Below are 15,926 nucleotides of genomic sequence, written 5' to 3'. Positions count from 1 at the left end.
ATCGATATTACGTGTCCGCCGCTCGTCGCTCGTTGCTGACCGCCACCGCAGCGGGAACCCTTCTGGGGGCCCTGTGGTTCGTCCCGTCCGCCAACGCGGCCCCCGAAAAGCCTGCTCAGCCCAGCAATATGTCGACGAACACCACGTCGAGAACCGCGGTGCAGGCTTTCACGGAGTCGAGCGACACCCAGTCGGGCGTCGCCGATGCGAGCGACGCCGGAGCGAACGACACAGGCTCCGACACCACCGGGTCGCACGACAGCCGGACCCTGCTCGCCGACACCGGAAGCGTCAACACGACGCCGTACGTCGTCGGCGGAACCCTTTTCCTGGGCCTCGGCGCCGGCTTTGTGACCTACTCGGTGCGCCGGGAGCGCACGGCGGCCTTCTGAGCGCGACGCTCCGGCCCGGAAACCCCACGGGATACCCATGCGAGACCTGACCGAGCTGACTGATGTCGAGGAGCCCGCGTGGCCGCTCCTCTCCGAGGCGATCTCCAACAGCAGGGTGTCCATGGATGTGCTGCCGGTGGACCCGGCGCAGGCCCGTGGATCCCTGCTGCAACTGCAACTCACCGCGCGCTCCTGGCTCGGCTCCTTCGTGCTCAACTGCGGCGGAGTGCTGCTGGACAGCGGCTGGCTGCGCATCTACGGCAGCCCCGACGACGACGCGCCCGCGGGGACGCCGAGCTTCGCCGAGGTCAACGACCTCCCCGAGCGGTTCGACCCGGCGTGGCGGCCAGAGGGCGGGCTCGTCATCGCCCATGACGTCCTCGGCGGGGTCTTCGTGGTCAACGGACCCGACCCCGCGCAGGCGAACCGCCCCGGCGGTCCCGGCGAGGTGCTGTACTTCGCGCCGGACTCCCTGCGCTGGGACGCGCTCGGCGTGGGCCACGCGGACTGGCTCAGCTGGCTCCTGGACGGCGGCATCGAGCAGTTCTACGACACCCTGCGCTGGCCCGGCTGGCGTGCCGAGACGGGGCCCATGCCGGGGTCCCACGGGATCACCTTCGACCCGGTCCTGTGGACGGCCGCCAACCGCCGCGACCTTCCCGCGGCCCGCCGCCGCGCCGTCCACATGTCGGACCTCATGGACCTCCACCGAGGCACCGGCCTGGAACTCGACAAGGTCGACCCGGGCTTCCTGGGCAACTTCGACGACTACTGAGAAACCAGGAAGCGCGCCCCTGGGGGCGCGCTTCCTGGGGGCGCGAGGAACCGCACGACCAGCCCCCACCGGCCCGCGGATACCAACCGGGCTACGCTGCGCGACGCCCGCCGCCCTGCCCGCCACGCTCCGTACGCCGCTGCTGCTGCGGGGCACGCCCACGGCCGCCGGAGCGACCCGCACCCCCGTTGCCGCCACCCGTGCCACCACCGGACGTACCGCCGGCGGCACGCCGCGGCTGACGGCCCTGCGACTCCGAACCCGCACCCGAGCCCGTTCCGGCCGGGCGCCTCGCCCCGCCTCCGACCCGCGGCCGTGACCGCTTCTTCGGCTGTTCGGCCTGTTGCGGCACCTCGATGACGACCGGGACGCCGGAGGGCTCGCGGGCGCCGGTGAGACGGGCGAGTTCCTCGTCGCTGGACGCGATCCGCGCCGTGCGCGGGGTGATGCCGGCGTCCGCCATCAGCCGCGTCATCTCCCGCCGCTGCTCGGGCAGTACGAGGGTGACGACGCTGCCGGACTCACCGGCCCGGGCGGTGCGTCCGCCGCGGTGCAGGTAGTCCTTGTGGTCGGTCGGCGGGTCGACGTTGACCACGAGGTCGAGGTCGTCGATGTGGATGCCGCGCGCCGCGACGTTGGTGGCGACGAGCGCGGTGACCTGACCGTTCTTGAACTGGTCCAGGGTGCGGTTGCGCTGCGGCTGGCTGCGCCCGCCGTGCAGCGCGGACGCCCGGACACCGCTCGCGAGCAGCCGCTTGGTGAACCGGTCGGCGCCGCGCTTGGTGTCGACGAAGAGGATCACCCGGCCGTCACGCGCCGCGATCCGCAGGGCGACGGCCTTCTTGTCGGTCTCGTCGGCGACGTGGAGCACGTGGTGCTCCATGGTGGTCACCGCACCCGCCGAGGGGTCGACGGAGTGCACCACGGGGTCCGTGAGGAACATCTTCACGAGCCGGTCGATGTTCTTGTCGAGCGTGGCCGAGAAGAGCAGTCGCTGACCGCCCGGCTCGACCTGCTTGAGCAGTGCGGTGACCTGCGGCATGAAGCCCATGTCGGCCATCTGGTCGGCCTCGTCGAGGACGGTGATCGCGACCTGGTCGAGGACGCAGTCCCCACGCTCGATGAGGTCCTTGAGCCGCCCTGGGGTGGCCACGAGCACCTCGGCGCCGCGCCGCAGCGCACCGGCCTGCCGGCCGATCGACATCCCGCCGACGGCCGTGGCCACGCGCAGGTTGACCGCGGTGGCGTACGGCGTGAGCGCGTCGTCGACCTGCTGGGCGAGTTCACGCGTGGGGACGAGGACGAGCGCGAGCGGCGCCTTCGACTCCGCCCGGCGGCCCGCCGTACGGGCCAGCAGGGCGAGTCCGAAGGCGAGCGTCTTGCCGGAGCCGGTGCGGCCACGGCCCAGGACGTCGCGTCCGGCCAGGGAGTTGGGCAGCGTCGCGCCCTGGATCGGGAAGGGCTCGGTGACGCCCTGCGCGGCCAGGGTCTTGGTGAGGGCGGCCGGCATGTCGAGCGCGTCGAAGGAGTCGACGGCGGGCAGCGCCGGGGTGATGGTCTCGGGCAGGGAGAACTCCTGCGGCGCCACGGCCTTGCGGGCCGGGCTCTTGCCGGTGCCACGGCCGCCGCCGCGGCCCGCGCTCTTCGCGAAGCCGCCGGTCTGGGCGCCACCGCGTGCGTTTGCCGGCCGCTTACGGACGGGACGTTCGGATCGAGTCATGCTGGATCTGGATTTCCTTCCTGGGCCCCACGGACTGCACGCACAGCGCTCGCAACTGACAAGCACTCACAGCACGAGCCGGGACCCGCACCCCGAAGGTGCGGGCCCCGGCTCTGGAAAAGCGCGTCCCCGAAATCAGGCGGGGATGATGTTCTCCGCCTGCAGGCCCTTCTGGCCCTGCGCGACGTCGAACGAGACCTTCTGGCCCTCCAGCAGCTCACGGAAGCCGGAGCTGGCGATGTTGGAGTAGTGCGCGAAGACGTCGGGGCCGCCGCCGTCCTGCTCGATGAAGCCGAAGCCCTTTTCCGAGTTGAACCACTTCACGGTGCCAGTTGCCATGTTTTTCTCCTGAATAGGTAGGGCCCCAATCCGGAGATGCACCGGGAAATGCCGGAGATGCCGGTAAAACAAAACGCGCCTGCGGAGGATTCCGATCAGGCGCACAAAGTAAATGGGTACCAAAAACGTATCAATGAGACAGTAGCACACTTCGGGCCGCCGCTGTGACAGCGGCGGCCCGCGGTGCTCCGGTCAGGCCAGCGGTCCGGTCACCGGCTCCACCGCCGCCACCACCCGGCCACCGCGCACGAACGCGTCCGCCGCCTCCAGGTCCGGGGCGAGGAAGCGGTCGGGGCCGGGGCCCTGGACACCGGCCGCGCGGACGGCCTCGATGACGGCCCGCGAGGCGGGGGCCGGGGTCAGGCCCTCGCGCAGTTCGATCGCGCGGGTGGCCGCGTACAGCTCGATCGCGACGATACGGGTGAGGTTGTCGACGGCGGTGCGCAGCTTGCGCGCGGCCGACCAGCCCATGGAGACGTGGTCCTCCTGCATGGCGGAGGAGGGGATGGAGTCCGCGGACGCCGGCACGGCGAGGCGCTTCATCTCGCTCACCAGCGCCGCCTGGGTGTACTGGGCGATCATCAGGCCCGAGTCGACGCCCGCGTCGTCCGCGAGGAACGGCGGCAGACCGTGCGAGCGGTTCTTGTCGAGCAGCCGGTCGGTGCGGCGCTCGGCGATCGAGCCGAGGTCGGCGGCGGCGATGGCGAGGAAGTCGAGGACGTAGGCGACCGGGGCGCCGTGGAAGTTGCCGTTCGACTCGACGCGGCCGTCGGGCAGCACGACCGGGTTGTCCACGGCGGAGGCGAGCTCACGCTCGGCGACGAGCCGGGCGTGCGCGAGGGTGTCGCGTCCGGCGCCCGCGACCTGCGGGGCGCAGCGCACGGAGTAGGCGTCCTGGACGCGCGGGGCGTCGTCCTGGTGGTGGCCGGTGAGCTCCGAGCCCTTCAGCACGGCCAGCATGTTGGCGGCGCTGGCGCCCTGTCCCGGGTGCGGGCGGATGGCGTGCAGCTCGGGGGCGAGCACCTTGTCCGTGCCGAGCAGGGCTTCGAGGGAGAGCGCGGCGGTGACGTCGGCCGACTTGTAGAGCGTCTCCAGGTCGGCGAGGGCCATGACCAGCATGCCGAGCATGCCGTCGGTGCCGTTGAGGAGGGCGAGGCCCTCCTTCTCGCGCAGTTCGACGGGGGTGATGCCGGCCTCGGCGAGCAGCTCGCCCGCGGGCCGTACGACACCGTCGGGGCCTTCGGCGTCGCCCTCGCCCATCAGCGTCAGCGCGCAGTGGGAGAGCGGGGCCAGGTCGCCCGAACAGCCGAGGGAGCCGTACTCGTGGACGACCGGGGTGATCCCGGCGTTGAGGATGTCGGCCATGGTCCGGGCGACCCCGGGCCGCACACCGGTGTGCCCGGAGCAGACGGTCTTGAGCCGCAGGAACATCAGCGCGCGGACGACCTCGCGCTCCACGCGCGGGCCCATGCCGGCGGCGTGCGAACGGACGATGTTGCGCTGCAGCTGGGCGCGCAGCTCCGGGCTGATGTGCCGGCTCGCGAGGGCGCCGAACCCGGTGGAGACGCCGTAGACCGGCTCCGGCTTGGCGGCCAGCGCGTCCACGATCTCGCGGGCCGCGGCGAGGGCCGCCACCGCCTCGTCGGAGAGCTCGATCCGGGCGCCGCCGCGCGCCACGGCGAGAACGTCGGACGCGGTCACTCCGGACGTCCCCACCACCACAGTGTGCATATCCATATTCAGGAGCGTACGCAGTGAATTCGATGATGTCACTAGTGGGTGGGCGGTTGACCCCTTACTTCGACGTACGTCACACACGCCCGCGCGGGCTCAGGGGCGGGGGTGCTCGTGGCGCCCCCGGAAGCGGCGGCGTTCCCCCTGCGCAGGGGAGGGCGCGTCGGCGAGACGCACGACCGGGTCGTCGGGGCCCTCGCGCCCGGCGACGACGGGCTGCGCGGCCCGTACGGCCTTCGCGCGGTACTGGGCGGCGTCGGCCAGCCGGAAGAGCCGCCGCGCCGAGCGCACCGGACCGATCGGGTCAGCGGTCGAGGCGACCCCGCACGCCACTCCCTCCCCCAGCTCCAACTCGGCGGCGCGACGGCAGAGTTCGTCGGCGATGCGGACGACCTCGTCGGCCGGCGGGCCGACCGCGAGCAGGCAGAACTCGTCACCGCCGAGGCGGGCGGCGAGGGTGCCCGGGAGCATCGCCCCGCACAGCGAAAGCACCGATCCGAACCGTTCCAGGAGCCGGTCGCCGACGGCGTGCCCGCGGGTGTCGTTGACGTTCTTGAGTCCGTTGAGGTCACAGACGACGAGGCTGACCGCGTCCCCTTCCTGCCGGTGCCGCTCGAGGGCCTCTTCCAGGCGTACGTCGACGGCACGGCGGTTGGCGAGTCCGGTGAGGGCGTCCGTGAACGCGAGCCGCCGCGCCTCCTCCAGGCGCTCGGTCTGGGCGAGCCCGGCGGCGACGACGGAGGCCAGCACGGTCGCGAAGTCCGCGTCGCCCCGGTCGAAGACGGGTGCTGTGACCGGGCGGGCCACATACAGCTCGCCCCACGCCCGCCCGTTCAGCACGATCGGGGCGACGACGCAGCAGCCCCGGCCGCGCCGGCGCAGGGCCGCGACCCTCCCCCGGCCGGCGCTGGGAGGCGCCCCCAGGTGACAGTGGCCGACGGGACCGGCCGCCGGTCCGTCGGCGGTCTCCACCCAGGCGTTCGGGCCGCCGCCCCCGGCCCAGCGCTCGTGCAGGAACTCGGTGATCTCCGGGAACTGGTGCACGGGGTAGGCCTCGCCGTCCGGGAACTCCTCCTCGTCCGGCGCGCGTTCGCCCACGTTCGCCAGGACCCGCAGCCGGCCGAGGTCGCGCTCCCACACGGAGAGCGCGGCGAAGCTCCCGGCGAGCGCGTGGCAGGCGCCGAGCGCCGCGGCCCGCCAGGACTCGCGCGGGGTGCGTGCCGCCGCCATCCCCTGCGCCAGCTCCACCACGGCCCTCAGCCGTCTGTCCTCACCCATCACTCCAGGCTAGGGATATTTACCGTGATTCGGGACATTGGTGAGCCGAACAGGGGTCCGAGTGGCCGTACCGGCCGGAGGGCGCCGGGAAGCGTGGGGGACTACTCCCCCGGCCACTGCGGCTTGCGCTTCTCGTTGAACGCGGCGACGCCCTCCGCACGGTCCCCCGAGAAGGCGACGGACCGCCAGGCGGCGTCCTCCACCTCCAGGCCCGCGCGCAGGTCGAGCCCGTGCCCGAGCCGCAGCGCGCGCTTCGCGGCCCGCAGGCCGACGGGGGAGTTGGCGGCGATACGGGCGGCGAGCGCGAGGGCTTCGCCGCGGTCCCGGCCCGCGTCCACGAGTTCGTCGACGAGGCCCAACTCCCGCGCCTCGTCCGCCTCCAGCCGCCGCGCCGAGAAGATCAGCTCGGCCGCGCGGGCCGCCCCGACCCGCCGCGGCAGCAACTGCGTACCCCCGCCTCCGGGAATCACCCCGACCGACACCTCGGGCAGCCCGAGCACCGCCGTACGATCGGCCACGATGAGGTCGCAGGACAGGGCGAGCTCGAAGCCGCCGCCGAGCGCGAAGCCGTGCACGGCGGCGATGGTCGGCATCGGCAGTTCCAGGACGCCGGTGTACGCGGCCCGTGCGACGGGGCGCTGGCGGACCAGGTCGGCATCGCTGAAGGAGTTGCGCTCCTTCAGGTCGGCGCCGACGCAGAAGGCGCGCTCGGCGGTGGAGGTCAGCACGACCACGCGTACGTCGTGCTCGCCGCCGAGCGCCTCGCAGGCGGCCGTGATGGAGCGGGCCATGTCCGTGGACACGGCGTTCATGGCCTTCGGCCGGTCGAGGGCGAGCTCCGCGACGTACCCGTGCCGCCGTACGACGACGAACTCCCCGAACCGCCGCTCGTCCCCTTGCTCCGCCATGACACCCTCCCGGTGAACGGTTAACGCAGGTTAACTTCCGATGCCTCCGATCATCGCAGCCACCCCGGCCCGGCGAAACCCGTCCCCTCCCTTCCCCTCGCCCCACGCTCCCCGTTCGAGTGACATCCCGCCCAACTCCCGCCCCACACCCCCAAAAGACGCATAACCTGCGCACCGCCCGGCGCTTCGGGGGGCGCGGGCACATCGGGGAGGGATGACCATGACGAACGGCACGACGACAGACGTGACGAGGCAGTCGAGAACACCGACGGACACGGGGCCCTCCGGGGGTTCAGCGGCCGCGTCGGCGAGGCCGTCGGCCGCCCCCTCGCGGCCCGGCGACACGGCACCCCGCCGGGCGGCGCGTGTGCCGACCGCCAACCCGTTGATGGCACGGGTGCCGGGCGGCCTCGCCGCGGCGGGGTCCGCGGCACCCGGCCGCGTACCGGCGGCGCGTATGGCCGGCCGCCCGGCCGCCGACCGCGCGACGGCGGATCCCGGGCCGACCGGTGGCAGGGCCGGGACCCCGGCGGGGGCCGGTGGCGCGGCAACGCGCCCCGTGCCCCGTCCCGTGGGGGCCGACCGGACGCCCGGCGGTCGCCCGGCGGCAGATCCCGCACCCGCCGGTGGCGCCTCCACGAGCCTCTCGGAGGGCGAGGCGATCGGTCCGCTCCGGGGGCGGGGGCGCCACCGTAAGCCGCGTCCTCGGCGGGCGCTGTTCGCCGTGGGTGGGCTCGCGCTGGCCGCGGGGGCGTTGAGTCTGGCGCGGATGGCACCGGAGTCGGTGGTCAGCGGCGGGAGCGGGAACACGGAGGCCGAGCCGAGGCCCGGGGTCGCCACGGGCGAGGCGCTCGACGCCGCGCCGACGGTGTGGGCCGCGCCCTCCGCGCATCCCGCGTCCGCGGGGACGACCGCCGCGCGCGGCGGGGCGAGCGCGACCCCGTCCTCGGGCGTGAGCCACGCGCCCACGGCACCGTCGACGGCCGCCTCACCCTCATCGACGGCGACGATCCCGTCCCGGGCGAGCGCCCCCGTGGGGAGCGTGCCGGACACGACCGGCATCCCCACCGCGCCCGTCGTCGTACCGTCGCAGCCACACACGCAACAGCCACCGGCCCCGAGCCCCAGCACCCACGCCCCGACGCCGACGCCCGGCCAGAACCCGCCGGGTCTGTGCGTGCCCATCGTCGGCATCTGTGTGAACGATCTGGCGGCCCCCGCCGGAGGCCATTGAGAGAAACAGGATCTACGGCTGGTCGCCGTTCCGGCGGGCCAGCAGCCATGGTTCGACCACGCCGAGGCCGCGGACGGGGCGCTGCCACATCGGCTGGAGCGCGAAGCGGAAGACGGGCGGCTCCTCGCCCTCCTTCTCCGCGGCGGCCGCGGCCTCGGCGGCCTCCGCCTCGGAGGCGGGCGCGTCCCCGGTGCGGATCAGTTCCTCCGCGAAGGCGCCGTCCACCAGGACGGCATCCCGTGGCGCTATCGACGTGAGCCGCGAGGCGAGGTTCACCGTCGTACCGAACACATCGCCCATGCGGGTCGTCACGGTGCCGAAGGCGATGCCGACGCGCAGCTCCGGCATCGTCTCGTCGTTGGCCATCGTCTCGATGAGACGCAGAGCGATCTCGGCGGCGATCCCGGCGTCGTCCGCGGCGTACAGCACCTCGTCGCCGAGGGTCTTGATGAGGCGCCCCCCGTGCGCGGCCACCAGGTCGGCGGCAGTGGTCTCGAAGGCCTCGACGAGCTCGCCGAGTTCCTCCTCCTCCATCCGGCGCGTCAGCCGCGTGAAGCCGACGAGGTCCGCGAAGCCGACGGCGAGGCGGCGGTCGACCATCTCCTCGTCGTCACCGGCCTGGACGACCCGGCCGGTCGCGGCGGCGAGCTGGCGCCGCCAGACGTAGACGATGAACTCCTCCAGCTCGGGCAGGAGCAGCTCGATCAGGGGGTACGTGACCTCGGTGCGCGTCATGCCCGGTTCGGGGGGCTCGGTCAGGCCCTCCAGGAAGGAGTCGATCTGCCATTCGGCCAGGCGGGCCGTGGTCTGCCCGGTGGAGCGGGCGACCTGGACCGCCATCGCCTCGCTCAGCAGGCCCGCCTCGACGAGACCGGCGAGGCGCCGCAGCGCCAGCACGTCGGCCTCGGTCAGCGCCTTGGCCTGGCCGATGTCGGCGAAGCCCATGGCCCGCCAGAAACGGGAGGCCAGTTCCATGGAGACGCCTGCGCTGCGGGCGGCCTGGAAGGGGGTGTAGCGGCGCTCGGCGCCGAGAATGAGCGTTTCGAGGCGCAGCGCGAGGGGGTCCTCGCCGGAGTCGACGGACTCCTCGTCCATCCGGTTCTGCGCGTCCAAGCGGCTCTGTCCGTCCATCCGCCCGGTCGTCTCGCCGGTCGGCCCGGCGGCCTTCTCGCCGGTCGGCCCGGCGGCCTTCTCGCCGGCCATGTCACCGTTCGTGTCGACGCGTGCGGGCGCCGGGTCGGTGACCGGCCCGGCGGTACGCCCCGGCTCACCGTCGGGGGCGGGGTGTGCACCCGTGCCGGAGCCCGTGTCGTCGACGGTCACGCCTGCTGCCCTTCCGATCTGCCGTGGTCAGGTATCGACCGCGCTCAACTCTACGGCAGGTGTGCGCTGGCTCACTCCTGACTCGTACGCCCGGCCGGAGCTCGGCACCGCGATCGGTTCCGGGCCCCACCGCTGAGTACGGTCTGCCGACCTCCTCGGCTCACGCCGGCCGCAGATGGACGATGTCCCCCGCTCCCACCGGCTGCTGTACGCCCTCCTCCGTGGCCAGGACCAGACGCCCGTCCCCGTCGACCGCCACCGCCTCCCCGGTGATCGACGTGTCGCCGGGCAGTTCGGCCCGCACCACCCTTCCGAGGGTCGCGCATCCCGCGGCATACGTCTCCTGGAGACCGGAGGCGGCGGGGTCGCCGCCGGCGGCCCGCCACTTCTCGTACCACTGCTCCAGGGAGCGCAGGACGGCCCGCAGCACGGTGTCACGGTCCGTGGTCGTGGCGCCCGCGAGGGCGAGGGAGCCCGCGCCGGGCACGGGGAGTTCGTCCTCGCGCAGGGTGACGTTGATGCCGATGCCGACGACGACCGCGTCGTTCCCGGCGCGCTCGGCGAGGATGCCGCCCGTCTTGCGCTCCTCGCCGTCCACGGTGACCAGCAGGTCGTTGGGCCACTTGAGTGCCGTGTCGACGCCCGCCACCCGGGACAGGGCCGTGGCCACCGCGACCCCGGTGAGCAGCGGGAGCCAGCCCCAGCGCTCGACGGGGACCCCGGTGGGCCTCAGCAGCACGGAGAAGAACAGGCCCGAGCGGGCCGGTGCGGTCCACTGGCGGTCCAGGCGGCCCCGCCCGGCGTTCTGCTCCTCGGCGACGAGGACGACGCCCTCGTCGGCCTTCTCGTCCGTGGCGAGGGCCACGAGGTCGGAGTTGGTGGACCCGGTGTGCGGCGTGACCCGGACATCACGCCAGAGCCCGCCCTCGCGCACCAGAGCCCGGCGCAGTGCGGCCCCGTTCAGCGGTGGACGGTCCAGGTCGGACCACCGGTTGTCGTTCGCGTCTGAAGCATCTCGCGGCGTCATGCAACCCACCCTAGGTGTGGTAAACGCCGCACTGCCGAACGGTATCGGCACCACTACCCTACGAGTCAGTAGCAACCCCCTGAGCACATCACCCTCATTTTCCCACTGAGCAGGCAGGGAGCCGCATCCCGATGTCCGAGCCGGAAGAGCTGCACCACCCCGACATCCACACGACCGCGGGCAAACTCGCGGACCTGCGGCGCCGCGTCCAGGAAGCGACGCACGCCGGCTCGGCACGAGCTGTCGAAAAGCAGCACGCCAAGGGCAAGCTGACAGCCCGTGAGCGGATCGAGCTGCTGCTCGACGAGGGCTCGTTCGTCGAGCTGGACGAGTTCGCACAGCACCGCTCGACCGACTTCGGCATGGAGAACAACCGGCCCTACGGCGACGGCGTCGTCACCGGCTACGGCATGGTCGACGGCCGCCCGGTCGCCGTCTTCTCCCAGGACTTCACCGTCTTCGGCGGCGCCCTGGGTGAGGTCTTCGGCCAGAAGATCATGAAGGTGATGGACTTCGCGCTGAAGACCGGCTGTCCGGTCATCGGCATCAACGACTCCGGCGGCGCCCGCATCCAGGAGGGCGTCAGCGCGCTCGGCATGTACGGCGAGATCTTCCGCCGCAACACCCACGCCTCCGGTGTCATCCCGCAGATCTCGCTCGTCGTCGGCCCCTGCGCCGGCGGCGCGGTGTACTCCCCCGCGATCACCGACTTCACGGTCATGGTCGACCAGACCTCGCACATGTTCATCACGGGCCCGGACGTCATCAAGACGGTGACGGGCGAGGACGTCGGCTTCGAGGAGCTCGGCGGCGCGCGCACCCACAACGCGGTGTCGGGTGTGGCCCACCACATGGCGGGCGACGAGAAGGACGCCATCGAGTACGTCAAGCAGCTGCTGTCGTACCTGCCGTCCAACAACCTCAGTGAGCCCCCGGTCTTCCCCGAGGAGGCGGACCTCGCCCTCACGGACGAGGACCGCGAGCTGGACGTGATCGTGCCGGACAGCGCGAACCAGCCGTACGACATGCACACGGTGATCGAACACGTCCTGGACGACGCCGAGTTCTTCGAGACCCAGGCACTGTTCGCGCCGAACATCCTCACCGGCTTCGGACGGGTCGAGGGCCACCCGGTGGGCATCGTCGCCAACCAGCCGATGCAGTTCGCCGGCTGCCTGGACATCGACGCGTCCGAGAAGGCGGCCCGCTTCGTGCGCACCTGCGACGCCTTCAATGTCCCCGTCATCACCTTCGTGGACGTCCCCGGCTTCCTCCCGGGCGTCGACCAGGAGCACATGGGCATCATCCGCCGCGGCGCCAAGCTGATCTACGCGTACGCCGAGGCGACCGTCCCGCTCATCACGGTCATCACCCGCAAGGCCTTCGGCGGCGCCTACGACGTCATGGGCTCCAAGCACCTGGGCGCGGACCTCAACCTCGCCTGGCCGACCGCCCAGATCGCGGTGATGGGCGCGCAGGGCGCGGTGAACATCCTGCACCGCCGCACCATCGCGGCCGCCGAGAGCGCCGGAAACGGTGACGCCACCCGGGCCCGCCTGATCCAGGAGTACGAGGACACCCTCCTCAACCCCTACACGGCGGCCGAGCGCGGCTACATCGACGCGGTGATCATGCCCTCCGACACCCGCTCCCACGTCGTACGGGGCCTGCGTCAGCTGCGTACGAAGCGGGAATCACTCCCTCCGAAGAAGCACGGCAACATCCCGCTCTAGAACCCCGGACCCTTGGGAGCAGACATGACGATCAAGGTCGTACGGGGCAATCCGACCCCTGAGGAGCTGGCCGCCGCCCTGGCGGTGGTCCGAGCGCGCGCCGCGGCGGCGACCACCACGCCACCCGGCGCGCCCGGCACCCGGGACTCCTGGTCGGACCCGTCCCGCATAGCCGGCCAGCACCTGCCCCAGCCGGGCCCCACGGCCTGGACACGCACGTACTGGCCCGCCTAGAGGCACCCCGCCGCCTCCTCGGCCATCACCCCGTACCCGGCGTCATTGGGATGCAGGTGATCGCCGAAGTCGTACACACCCCGTAGCCGATCCGGATCCGCCGGATCGGCCAACACCCCGTTGAGATCCACCACCGCGTCCCACTCCCCCGCCCCGAGAATCCACCCGTTCACCTCACGGCTCACCTTCGCCGCCCGCTCCCCCCAGTGATCGGACCCCCCGAAGGGGAGCAGCGTCGCCCCGATCGCCCGCAGCCCCCGCCCACGTGCCTGCCGTATCAATTCCCGGTACCCGTCGATGAGTTCATCGGCCTCCAGCAGTGGCGCGGGCTTGTACGTCGGCTGTTCGTCCGTTTCGCTGAACCCGATGTCGTTGAGCCCCAGCAGCACGACGACCGCCTCGACCCCGGCCTGTTCGAGAACGTCCCGCCCGAACCGCCGGACGCCCTTCTCCCCGTACCAGGCGGAGTCGTTCAGCAGCAGGTTCCCGCCGATGCCCGCGCCCAGCACGGGCCGCCCCGTGCGCTCGGCGAGCGCGTCCGACCAGCGGCGGTTCGCCCCCGGCGTCGAGCCGAACCCGTCCACGATGGAGTCTCCGAAGAGCACGACACCGTCCGTGCGGCCCGCGTCGACCTCGACGGCCGACAGGAAGTACCAGGACTCGCTCGGCTCGCCGAATCCGTCGCCGTCGAGGTCGTCGAGGCGGTCCCCTTCGCCCCGGTGGCTCGTCGTGAAGGCCTGGGCGTGGAAGGTCGCGGGCCCGGTGACGGCGTCGAGGTGCAGGGTGACGGTCACGGACCCCAGGGCCTCCACCACGAGTTCGGCGGGGTCGCTGGCGACCTGTCCGCGCGCCGGGACCTCGACGCCCCCGGCCCCCTCGAAGGTGAGCCGCCGCAGCGAGCCGGGCTCGATACCGGCCCCTTCGCCCGCACGGGCCACGGTGGCCCCGGCGATCCGCAGCGGCGAGGCTCCGTACGCGTTCGACAGCCGTATGCGCACCCGGCCGCCGCCCGCCCCGACGCGGACGACCTGGCGCAGGGACTGGCGCCAGAAGCCCTCCTGGGACCAGTTGGGGGTGAAGCCCACGGCGGGGAGCTGGGGCGATGCGGTCCAGGCGGTGGTGAACACGGCAGTTCCCTCCCCAAAAGGGACCAGAGTTCCTTTAGTAAATGCCATGACCGTAGCAGGCGGACGCACACTAAAGGAACCATAGACCCGTTTAATCGGGTCGAGGGCAAGTTTGAGTACGCGTACTCAGGCGGCCGGCGCCCCCGCCGCCGCACGATCGAAGGCATGCTGTGGTCCGACCCGGAGAACGAGCCGCCCAAGGAACTTCGCGACATGCAGGAGATGTTGCGGCGGCTCGGCCTTCTCCTGGCGTTGGCCATGCTGCTCGCGATGATCGTCCTCGGGGTGATGTGATCGGCGTGACGTGATCTGCGTGATGCGATCGGCGGGAATGCGAGACAAGGCGACGGGGCGACACGCCCACGCCGATACCCTGACCGCATGACTGATCAGCCGCGCCGCCGCCTCGTGCTCGCCTCGCAGTCCCCCGCCCGGCTCGGCCTGCTGCGCCAGGCCGGGCTCGACCCCGAGGTCATCGTGAGCGGCGTCGACGAGGACGCCGTCCTTGCCCCGACCCCCGCCGAACTCGCCCTCGCCCTGGCCGAGGCCAAGGCCTCCGTCGTGGCCGCCCGGCCCGAGGTCCAGGGCGCCCTGGTGATCGGCTGCGACTCGGTCCTCGACCTGGACGGCGAGGCGCTGGGCAAGCCCGCGGACGCCGAGGAGGCCACCGCACGCTGGAAGGCGATGCGCGGCCGGGCAGGCACCCTCCAGACGGGGCACTGCGTCTACGACACGGCAGCCAAGCGCTACGCGTCGGCGACCGCGTCCACGGTGGTCCGCTTCGGCGAGCCGACCGACGCCGAGATCGCCGAGTACGTCGCCTCGGGCGAGCCGCTCCACGTCGCCGGGGCCTTCACGCTCGACGGCCGCTCGGCCCCGTTCATCGAGGGCATCGACGGCGACCACGGCAACGTCATCGGCATCTCCCTGCCGCTGGTGCGCCGCCTGCTGGCCGAACTGGGCGTGGGCATCACGGAGTTGTGGACCCCACGGGAGAAGTGATCAGGACGCGCTCGGTGCCGGGGGCGCCGTGACCGGGGATCCCCCGGTACCGCCGTTCGTTCCGCCGTTCGTGCCTCCGTTGCCGTCCTTGCCGCCCGCGCCGTCGCCCGGCGCGGCGTCGGCGGGACCCGCGCCCCGGTCGAAGGCCAACAGAGTGAACACGATCAGCCCGAGCGCCACCATCATGAACACGAACGCGCCCCAGCCCACCAGACCCACCGTGAACGCGCCGAGCAGACCGTGCACCACGGCGGCGCTGATCAGCAGGATGCGGCCGAGGAGGCCCGGGGCGCGGCCGCGCACCGCGACGAGCAGCGCGGCGACGCCGCACAGCGCGAAGTAGAGGCCGAAGACCAGCCCCCCGACCTTGGACGAGACGGACATCATGTCCGAGTCGAGACCCGCCAGAGACATGTCCTGGCGGTCGACGACCACGCCGAGGAACCAGTTCAGCAGCGCGATGCCGATCGCCTCCACGAAGAGCACGATCGCCGCCACCCACGCCACCGGTCTGCGCACCACCGGTCCCCACCCACTTCCGAGTGCTGTTACCTCAAGTACGTTCGAGACATCCCGAACGCTACTAACGGGTAAACGCCGGGACAAGGGTTCGGCCACGGGCAAAGAATCGTTGGGCCATTCGTAGGGACTCCACAAAGAAACGCTGTGCGTCGCAGCACGGCCTCACAGAGACCTTGGCCACACAGGAGGGCTAGGGTTCAGCCAAGGATTCCTGCGTACCGCGGTGTGACAAGGGATCTCGCGGGTCGAGCGAGCCTCGAATCACGCTCCGTGTGGGCAAGCTCACCATTGGGGACGGGTCGAAAGGTCGTGTCGGCAGTCCCTAAACTCGGCTTGTTTCAAGGAGGGAGCCATCGTGCGCAAGGTGCTCATCGCCAACCGTGGCGAAATCGCTGTCCGCGTGGCCCGGGCGTGCCGGGATGCCGGGATCGCGAGCGTTGCCGTGTATGCGGAACCAGACAGGGACGCTCTGCATGTCCGGGTGGCGGACGAGGCGTTCGCTTTGGGCGGTGACACCCCCGCCACCAGCTACCTGGACATCGCCAAGGTCCTCCAGGCCGCCAAGGACTCCGGGGCGG

At 72.2% G+C, this 15,926-nt stretch carries 17 protein-coding genes; 8 read left to right on the top strand and 9 right to left on the bottom strand.

Annotation, left to right across the window (positions count from 1 at the left end; translation table 11 throughout):
• Positions 1-11 precede the first annotated feature (11 nt).
• Positions 12-392 (top strand): hypothetical protein, encoded by a 381-nt coding sequence (locus ACIQTP_RS14765; RefSeq protein WP_403399878.1) that lies wholly within the window; start codon positions 12-14, stop codon positions 390-392.
• A 37-nt stretch (positions 393-429) separates the two neighbouring features.
• On the top strand, positions 430-1,167 hold the full coding sequence (locus tag ACIQTP_RS14760; protein WP_402035131.1) for a DUF2625 family protein: 738 nt from the start codon (positions 430-432) through the stop codon (positions 1,165-1,167).
• 91 nt (positions 1,168-1,258) lie between these two features.
• Here the strand turns inward: ACIQTP_RS14760 and ACIQTP_RS14755 are convergent, their stop codons facing one another.
• The 5 genes from ACIQTP_RS14755 to ACIQTP_RS14735 all read right to left on the bottom strand — a co-directional run bounded on the left by ACIQTP_RS14755 (position 1,259) and on the right by ACIQTP_RS14735 (position 7,146).
• A complete protein-coding gene (locus ACIQTP_RS14755; protein ID WP_403399876.1) occupies positions 1,259-2,887 on the bottom strand; it encodes a DEAD/DEAH box helicase in 1,629 nt (542 codons plus the stop codon).
• Positions 2,888-3,022: 135 nt separating this feature from the next.
• On the bottom strand, positions 3,023-3,226 hold the full coding sequence (locus ACIQTP_RS14750; protein WP_028803001.1) for a cold-shock protein: 204 nt from the start codon (positions 3,224-3,226) through the stop codon (positions 3,023-3,025).
• Positions 3,227-3,418: 192 nt separating this feature from the next.
• Positions 3,419-4,957 carry a histidine ammonia-lyase gene (hutH, locus tag ACIQTP_RS14745; RefSeq protein WP_403400438.1) on the bottom strand — a complete coding sequence of 513 codons (1,539 nt, stop codon included), beginning with the start codon at positions 4,955-4,957 and terminating at the stop codon, positions 3,419-3,421.
• 99 nt (positions 4,958-5,056) lie between these two features.
• Entirely contained in the window at positions 5,057-6,238 is a 1,182-nt protein-coding gene (locus tag ACIQTP_RS14740; protein WP_403399874.1) for a diguanylate cyclase domain-containing protein, read from the bottom strand.
• Between the two features lie 101 nt (positions 6,239-6,339).
• Complete coding sequence (locus ACIQTP_RS14735; RefSeq protein ID WP_403399872.1) at positions 6,340-7,146, bottom strand: enoyl-CoA hydratase/isomerase family protein; 807 nt, start codon at positions 7,144-7,146, stop codon at positions 6,340-6,342.
• 367 nt (positions 7,147-7,513) lie between these two features.
• On the opposite strand from ACIQTP_RS14735, the gene ACIQTP_RS14730 reads away from it, so the two are divergent.
• A complete protein-coding gene (locus tag ACIQTP_RS14730; RefSeq protein WP_403399870.1) occupies positions 7,514-8,380 on the top strand; it encodes a hypothetical protein in 867 nt (288 codons plus the stop codon).
• A 12-nt stretch (positions 8,381-8,392) separates the two neighbouring features.
• On the opposite strand, the gene ACIQTP_RS14725 is transcribed toward ACIQTP_RS14730, so the two are convergent.
• Both ACIQTP_RS14725 and ACIQTP_RS14720 read right to left on the bottom strand, forming a co-directional pair.
• Positions 8,393-9,475: an adenylate/guanylate cyclase domain-containing protein gene (locus ACIQTP_RS14725; RefSeq protein ID WP_402036024.1), complete on the bottom strand. Its 1,083-nt coding sequence runs from the start codon at positions 9,473-9,475 to the stop codon at positions 8,393-8,395.
• A gap of 388 nt (positions 9,476-9,863) precedes the next feature.
• Positions 9,864-10,730 (bottom strand): biotin--[acetyl-CoA-carboxylase] ligase, encoded by an 867-nt coding sequence (locus ACIQTP_RS14720; RefSeq protein ID WP_402035118.1) that lies wholly within the window; start codon positions 10,728-10,730, stop codon positions 9,864-9,866.
• Between the two features lie 131 nt (positions 10,731-10,861).
• Between ACIQTP_RS14720 and ACIQTP_RS14715 the strand changes: the two genes are divergently transcribed.
• Together ACIQTP_RS14715 and ACIQTP_RS14710 are read left to right on the top strand one after the other, a co-directional pair.
• Complete coding sequence (locus ACIQTP_RS14715; protein ID WP_402035116.1) at positions 10,862-12,463, top strand: acyl-CoA carboxylase subunit beta; 1,602 nt, start codon at positions 10,862-10,864, stop codon at positions 12,461-12,463.
• A 24-nt stretch (positions 12,464-12,487) separates the two neighbouring features.
• Positions 12,488-12,697, top strand: a complete 210-nt coding sequence (locus tag ACIQTP_RS14710) for an acyl-CoA carboxylase epsilon subunit (protein WP_403399866.1) — start codon at positions 12,488-12,490, stop codon at positions 12,695-12,697.
• Here the strand turns inward: ACIQTP_RS14710 and ACIQTP_RS14705 are convergent.
• Positions 12,694-13,824 carry an SGNH/GDSL hydrolase family protein gene (locus ACIQTP_RS14705; RefSeq protein ID WP_403399863.1) on the bottom strand — a complete coding sequence of 377 codons (1,131 nt, stop codon included), beginning with the start codon at positions 13,822-13,824 and terminating at the stop codon, positions 12,694-12,696. The two genes, ACIQTP_RS14710 and ACIQTP_RS14705, sit on opposite strands and share 4 nt — an antisense overlap.
• Before the next feature lie 165 nt (positions 13,825-13,989).
• Between ACIQTP_RS14705 and mmpB the strand changes: the two genes are divergently transcribed.
• Positions 13,990-14,118: a morphogenic membrane protein MmpB gene (gene mmpB / locus ACIQTP_RS14700; RefSeq protein ID WP_095852906.1), complete on the top strand. Its 129-nt coding sequence runs from the start codon at positions 13,990-13,992 to the stop codon at positions 14,116-14,118.
• 87 nt (positions 14,119-14,205) lie between these two features.
• A complete protein-coding gene (locus tag ACIQTP_RS14695; RefSeq protein WP_403399861.1) occupies positions 14,206-14,826 on the top strand; it encodes a Maf family protein in 621 nt (206 codons plus the stop codon).
• Here ACIQTP_RS14695 and ACIQTP_RS14690 read toward each other — a convergent pair whose 3' ends face one another.
• Positions 14,827-15,348 carry a hypothetical protein gene (locus tag ACIQTP_RS14690; RefSeq protein WP_403399858.1) on the bottom strand — a complete coding sequence of 174 codons (522 nt, stop codon included), beginning with the start codon at positions 15,346-15,348 and terminating at the stop codon, positions 14,827-14,829. It lies immediately after the preceding gene.
• A 355-nt stretch (positions 15,349-15,703) separates the two neighbouring features.
• On the opposite strand from ACIQTP_RS14690, the gene ACIQTP_RS14685 reads away from it, so the two are divergent.
• A partial coding sequence (locus tag ACIQTP_RS14685; RefSeq protein WP_403399856.1) for a biotin carboxylase N-terminal domain-containing protein occupies positions 15,704-15,926 on the top strand: 223 nt, incomplete at its 3' end.

The organism is Streptomyces sp. NPDC090798 (genome assembly GCF_044768965.1).
Lineage (GTDB): Bacteria > Actinomycetota > Actinomycetes > Streptomycetales > Streptomycetaceae > Streptomyces.
The sequence above is the reverse complement of the archived record's forward strand: the minus strand, read 5'-3'. Positions and strand labels throughout refer to the sequence as shown.

Bases quoted from the DNA above. Each gene is read 5' to 3' on its own strand.
- ACIQTP_RS14760 (WP_402035131.1), top strand. From the start codon at position 430: ATGCGAGACCTGACCGAGCTGACTGATGTCGAGGAGCCCGCGTGGCCG.
- ACIQTP_RS14755 (WP_403399876.1), bottom strand. From the start codon at position 2,887: ATGACTCGATCCGAACGTCCCGTCCGTAAGCGGCCGGCAAACGCACGC.
- ACIQTP_RS14750 (WP_028803001.1), bottom strand. From the start codon at position 3,226: ATGGCAACTGGCACCGTGAAGTGGTTCAACTCGGAAAAGGGCTTCGGC.
- hutH (WP_403400438.1), bottom strand. From the start codon at position 4,957: ATGCACACTGTGGTGGTGGGGACGTCCGGAGTGACCGCGTCCGACGTT.
- ACIQTP_RS14740 (WP_403399874.1), bottom strand. From the start codon at position 6,238: ATGGGTGAGGACAGACGGCTGAGGGCCGTGGTGGAGCTGGCGCAGGGG.
- ACIQTP_RS14735 (WP_403399872.1), bottom strand. From the start codon at position 7,146: ATGGCGGAGCAAGGGGACGAGCGGCGGTTCGGGGAGTTCGTCGTCGTA.
- ACIQTP_RS14725 (WP_402036024.1), bottom strand. From the start codon at position 9,475: ATGGACGAGGAGTCCGTCGACTCCGGCGAGGACCCCCTCGCGCTGCGC.
- ACIQTP_RS14720 (WP_402035118.1), bottom strand. From the start codon at position 10,730: ATGACGCCGCGAGATGCTTCAGACGCGAACGACAACCGGTGGTCCGAC.
- ACIQTP_RS14715 (WP_402035116.1), top strand. From the start codon at position 10,862: ATGTCCGAGCCGGAAGAGCTGCACCACCCCGACATCCACACGACCGCG.
- ACIQTP_RS14710 (WP_403399866.1), top strand. From the start codon at position 12,488: ATGACGATCAAGGTCGTACGGGGCAATCCGACCCCTGAGGAGCTGGCC.
- mmpB (WP_095852906.1), top strand. From the start codon at position 13,990: ATGCTGTGGTCCGACCCGGAGAACGAGCCGCCCAAGGAACTTCGCGAC.
- ACIQTP_RS14695 (WP_403399861.1), top strand. From the start codon at position 14,206: ATGACTGATCAGCCGCGCCGCCGCCTCGTGCTCGCCTCGCAGTCCCCC.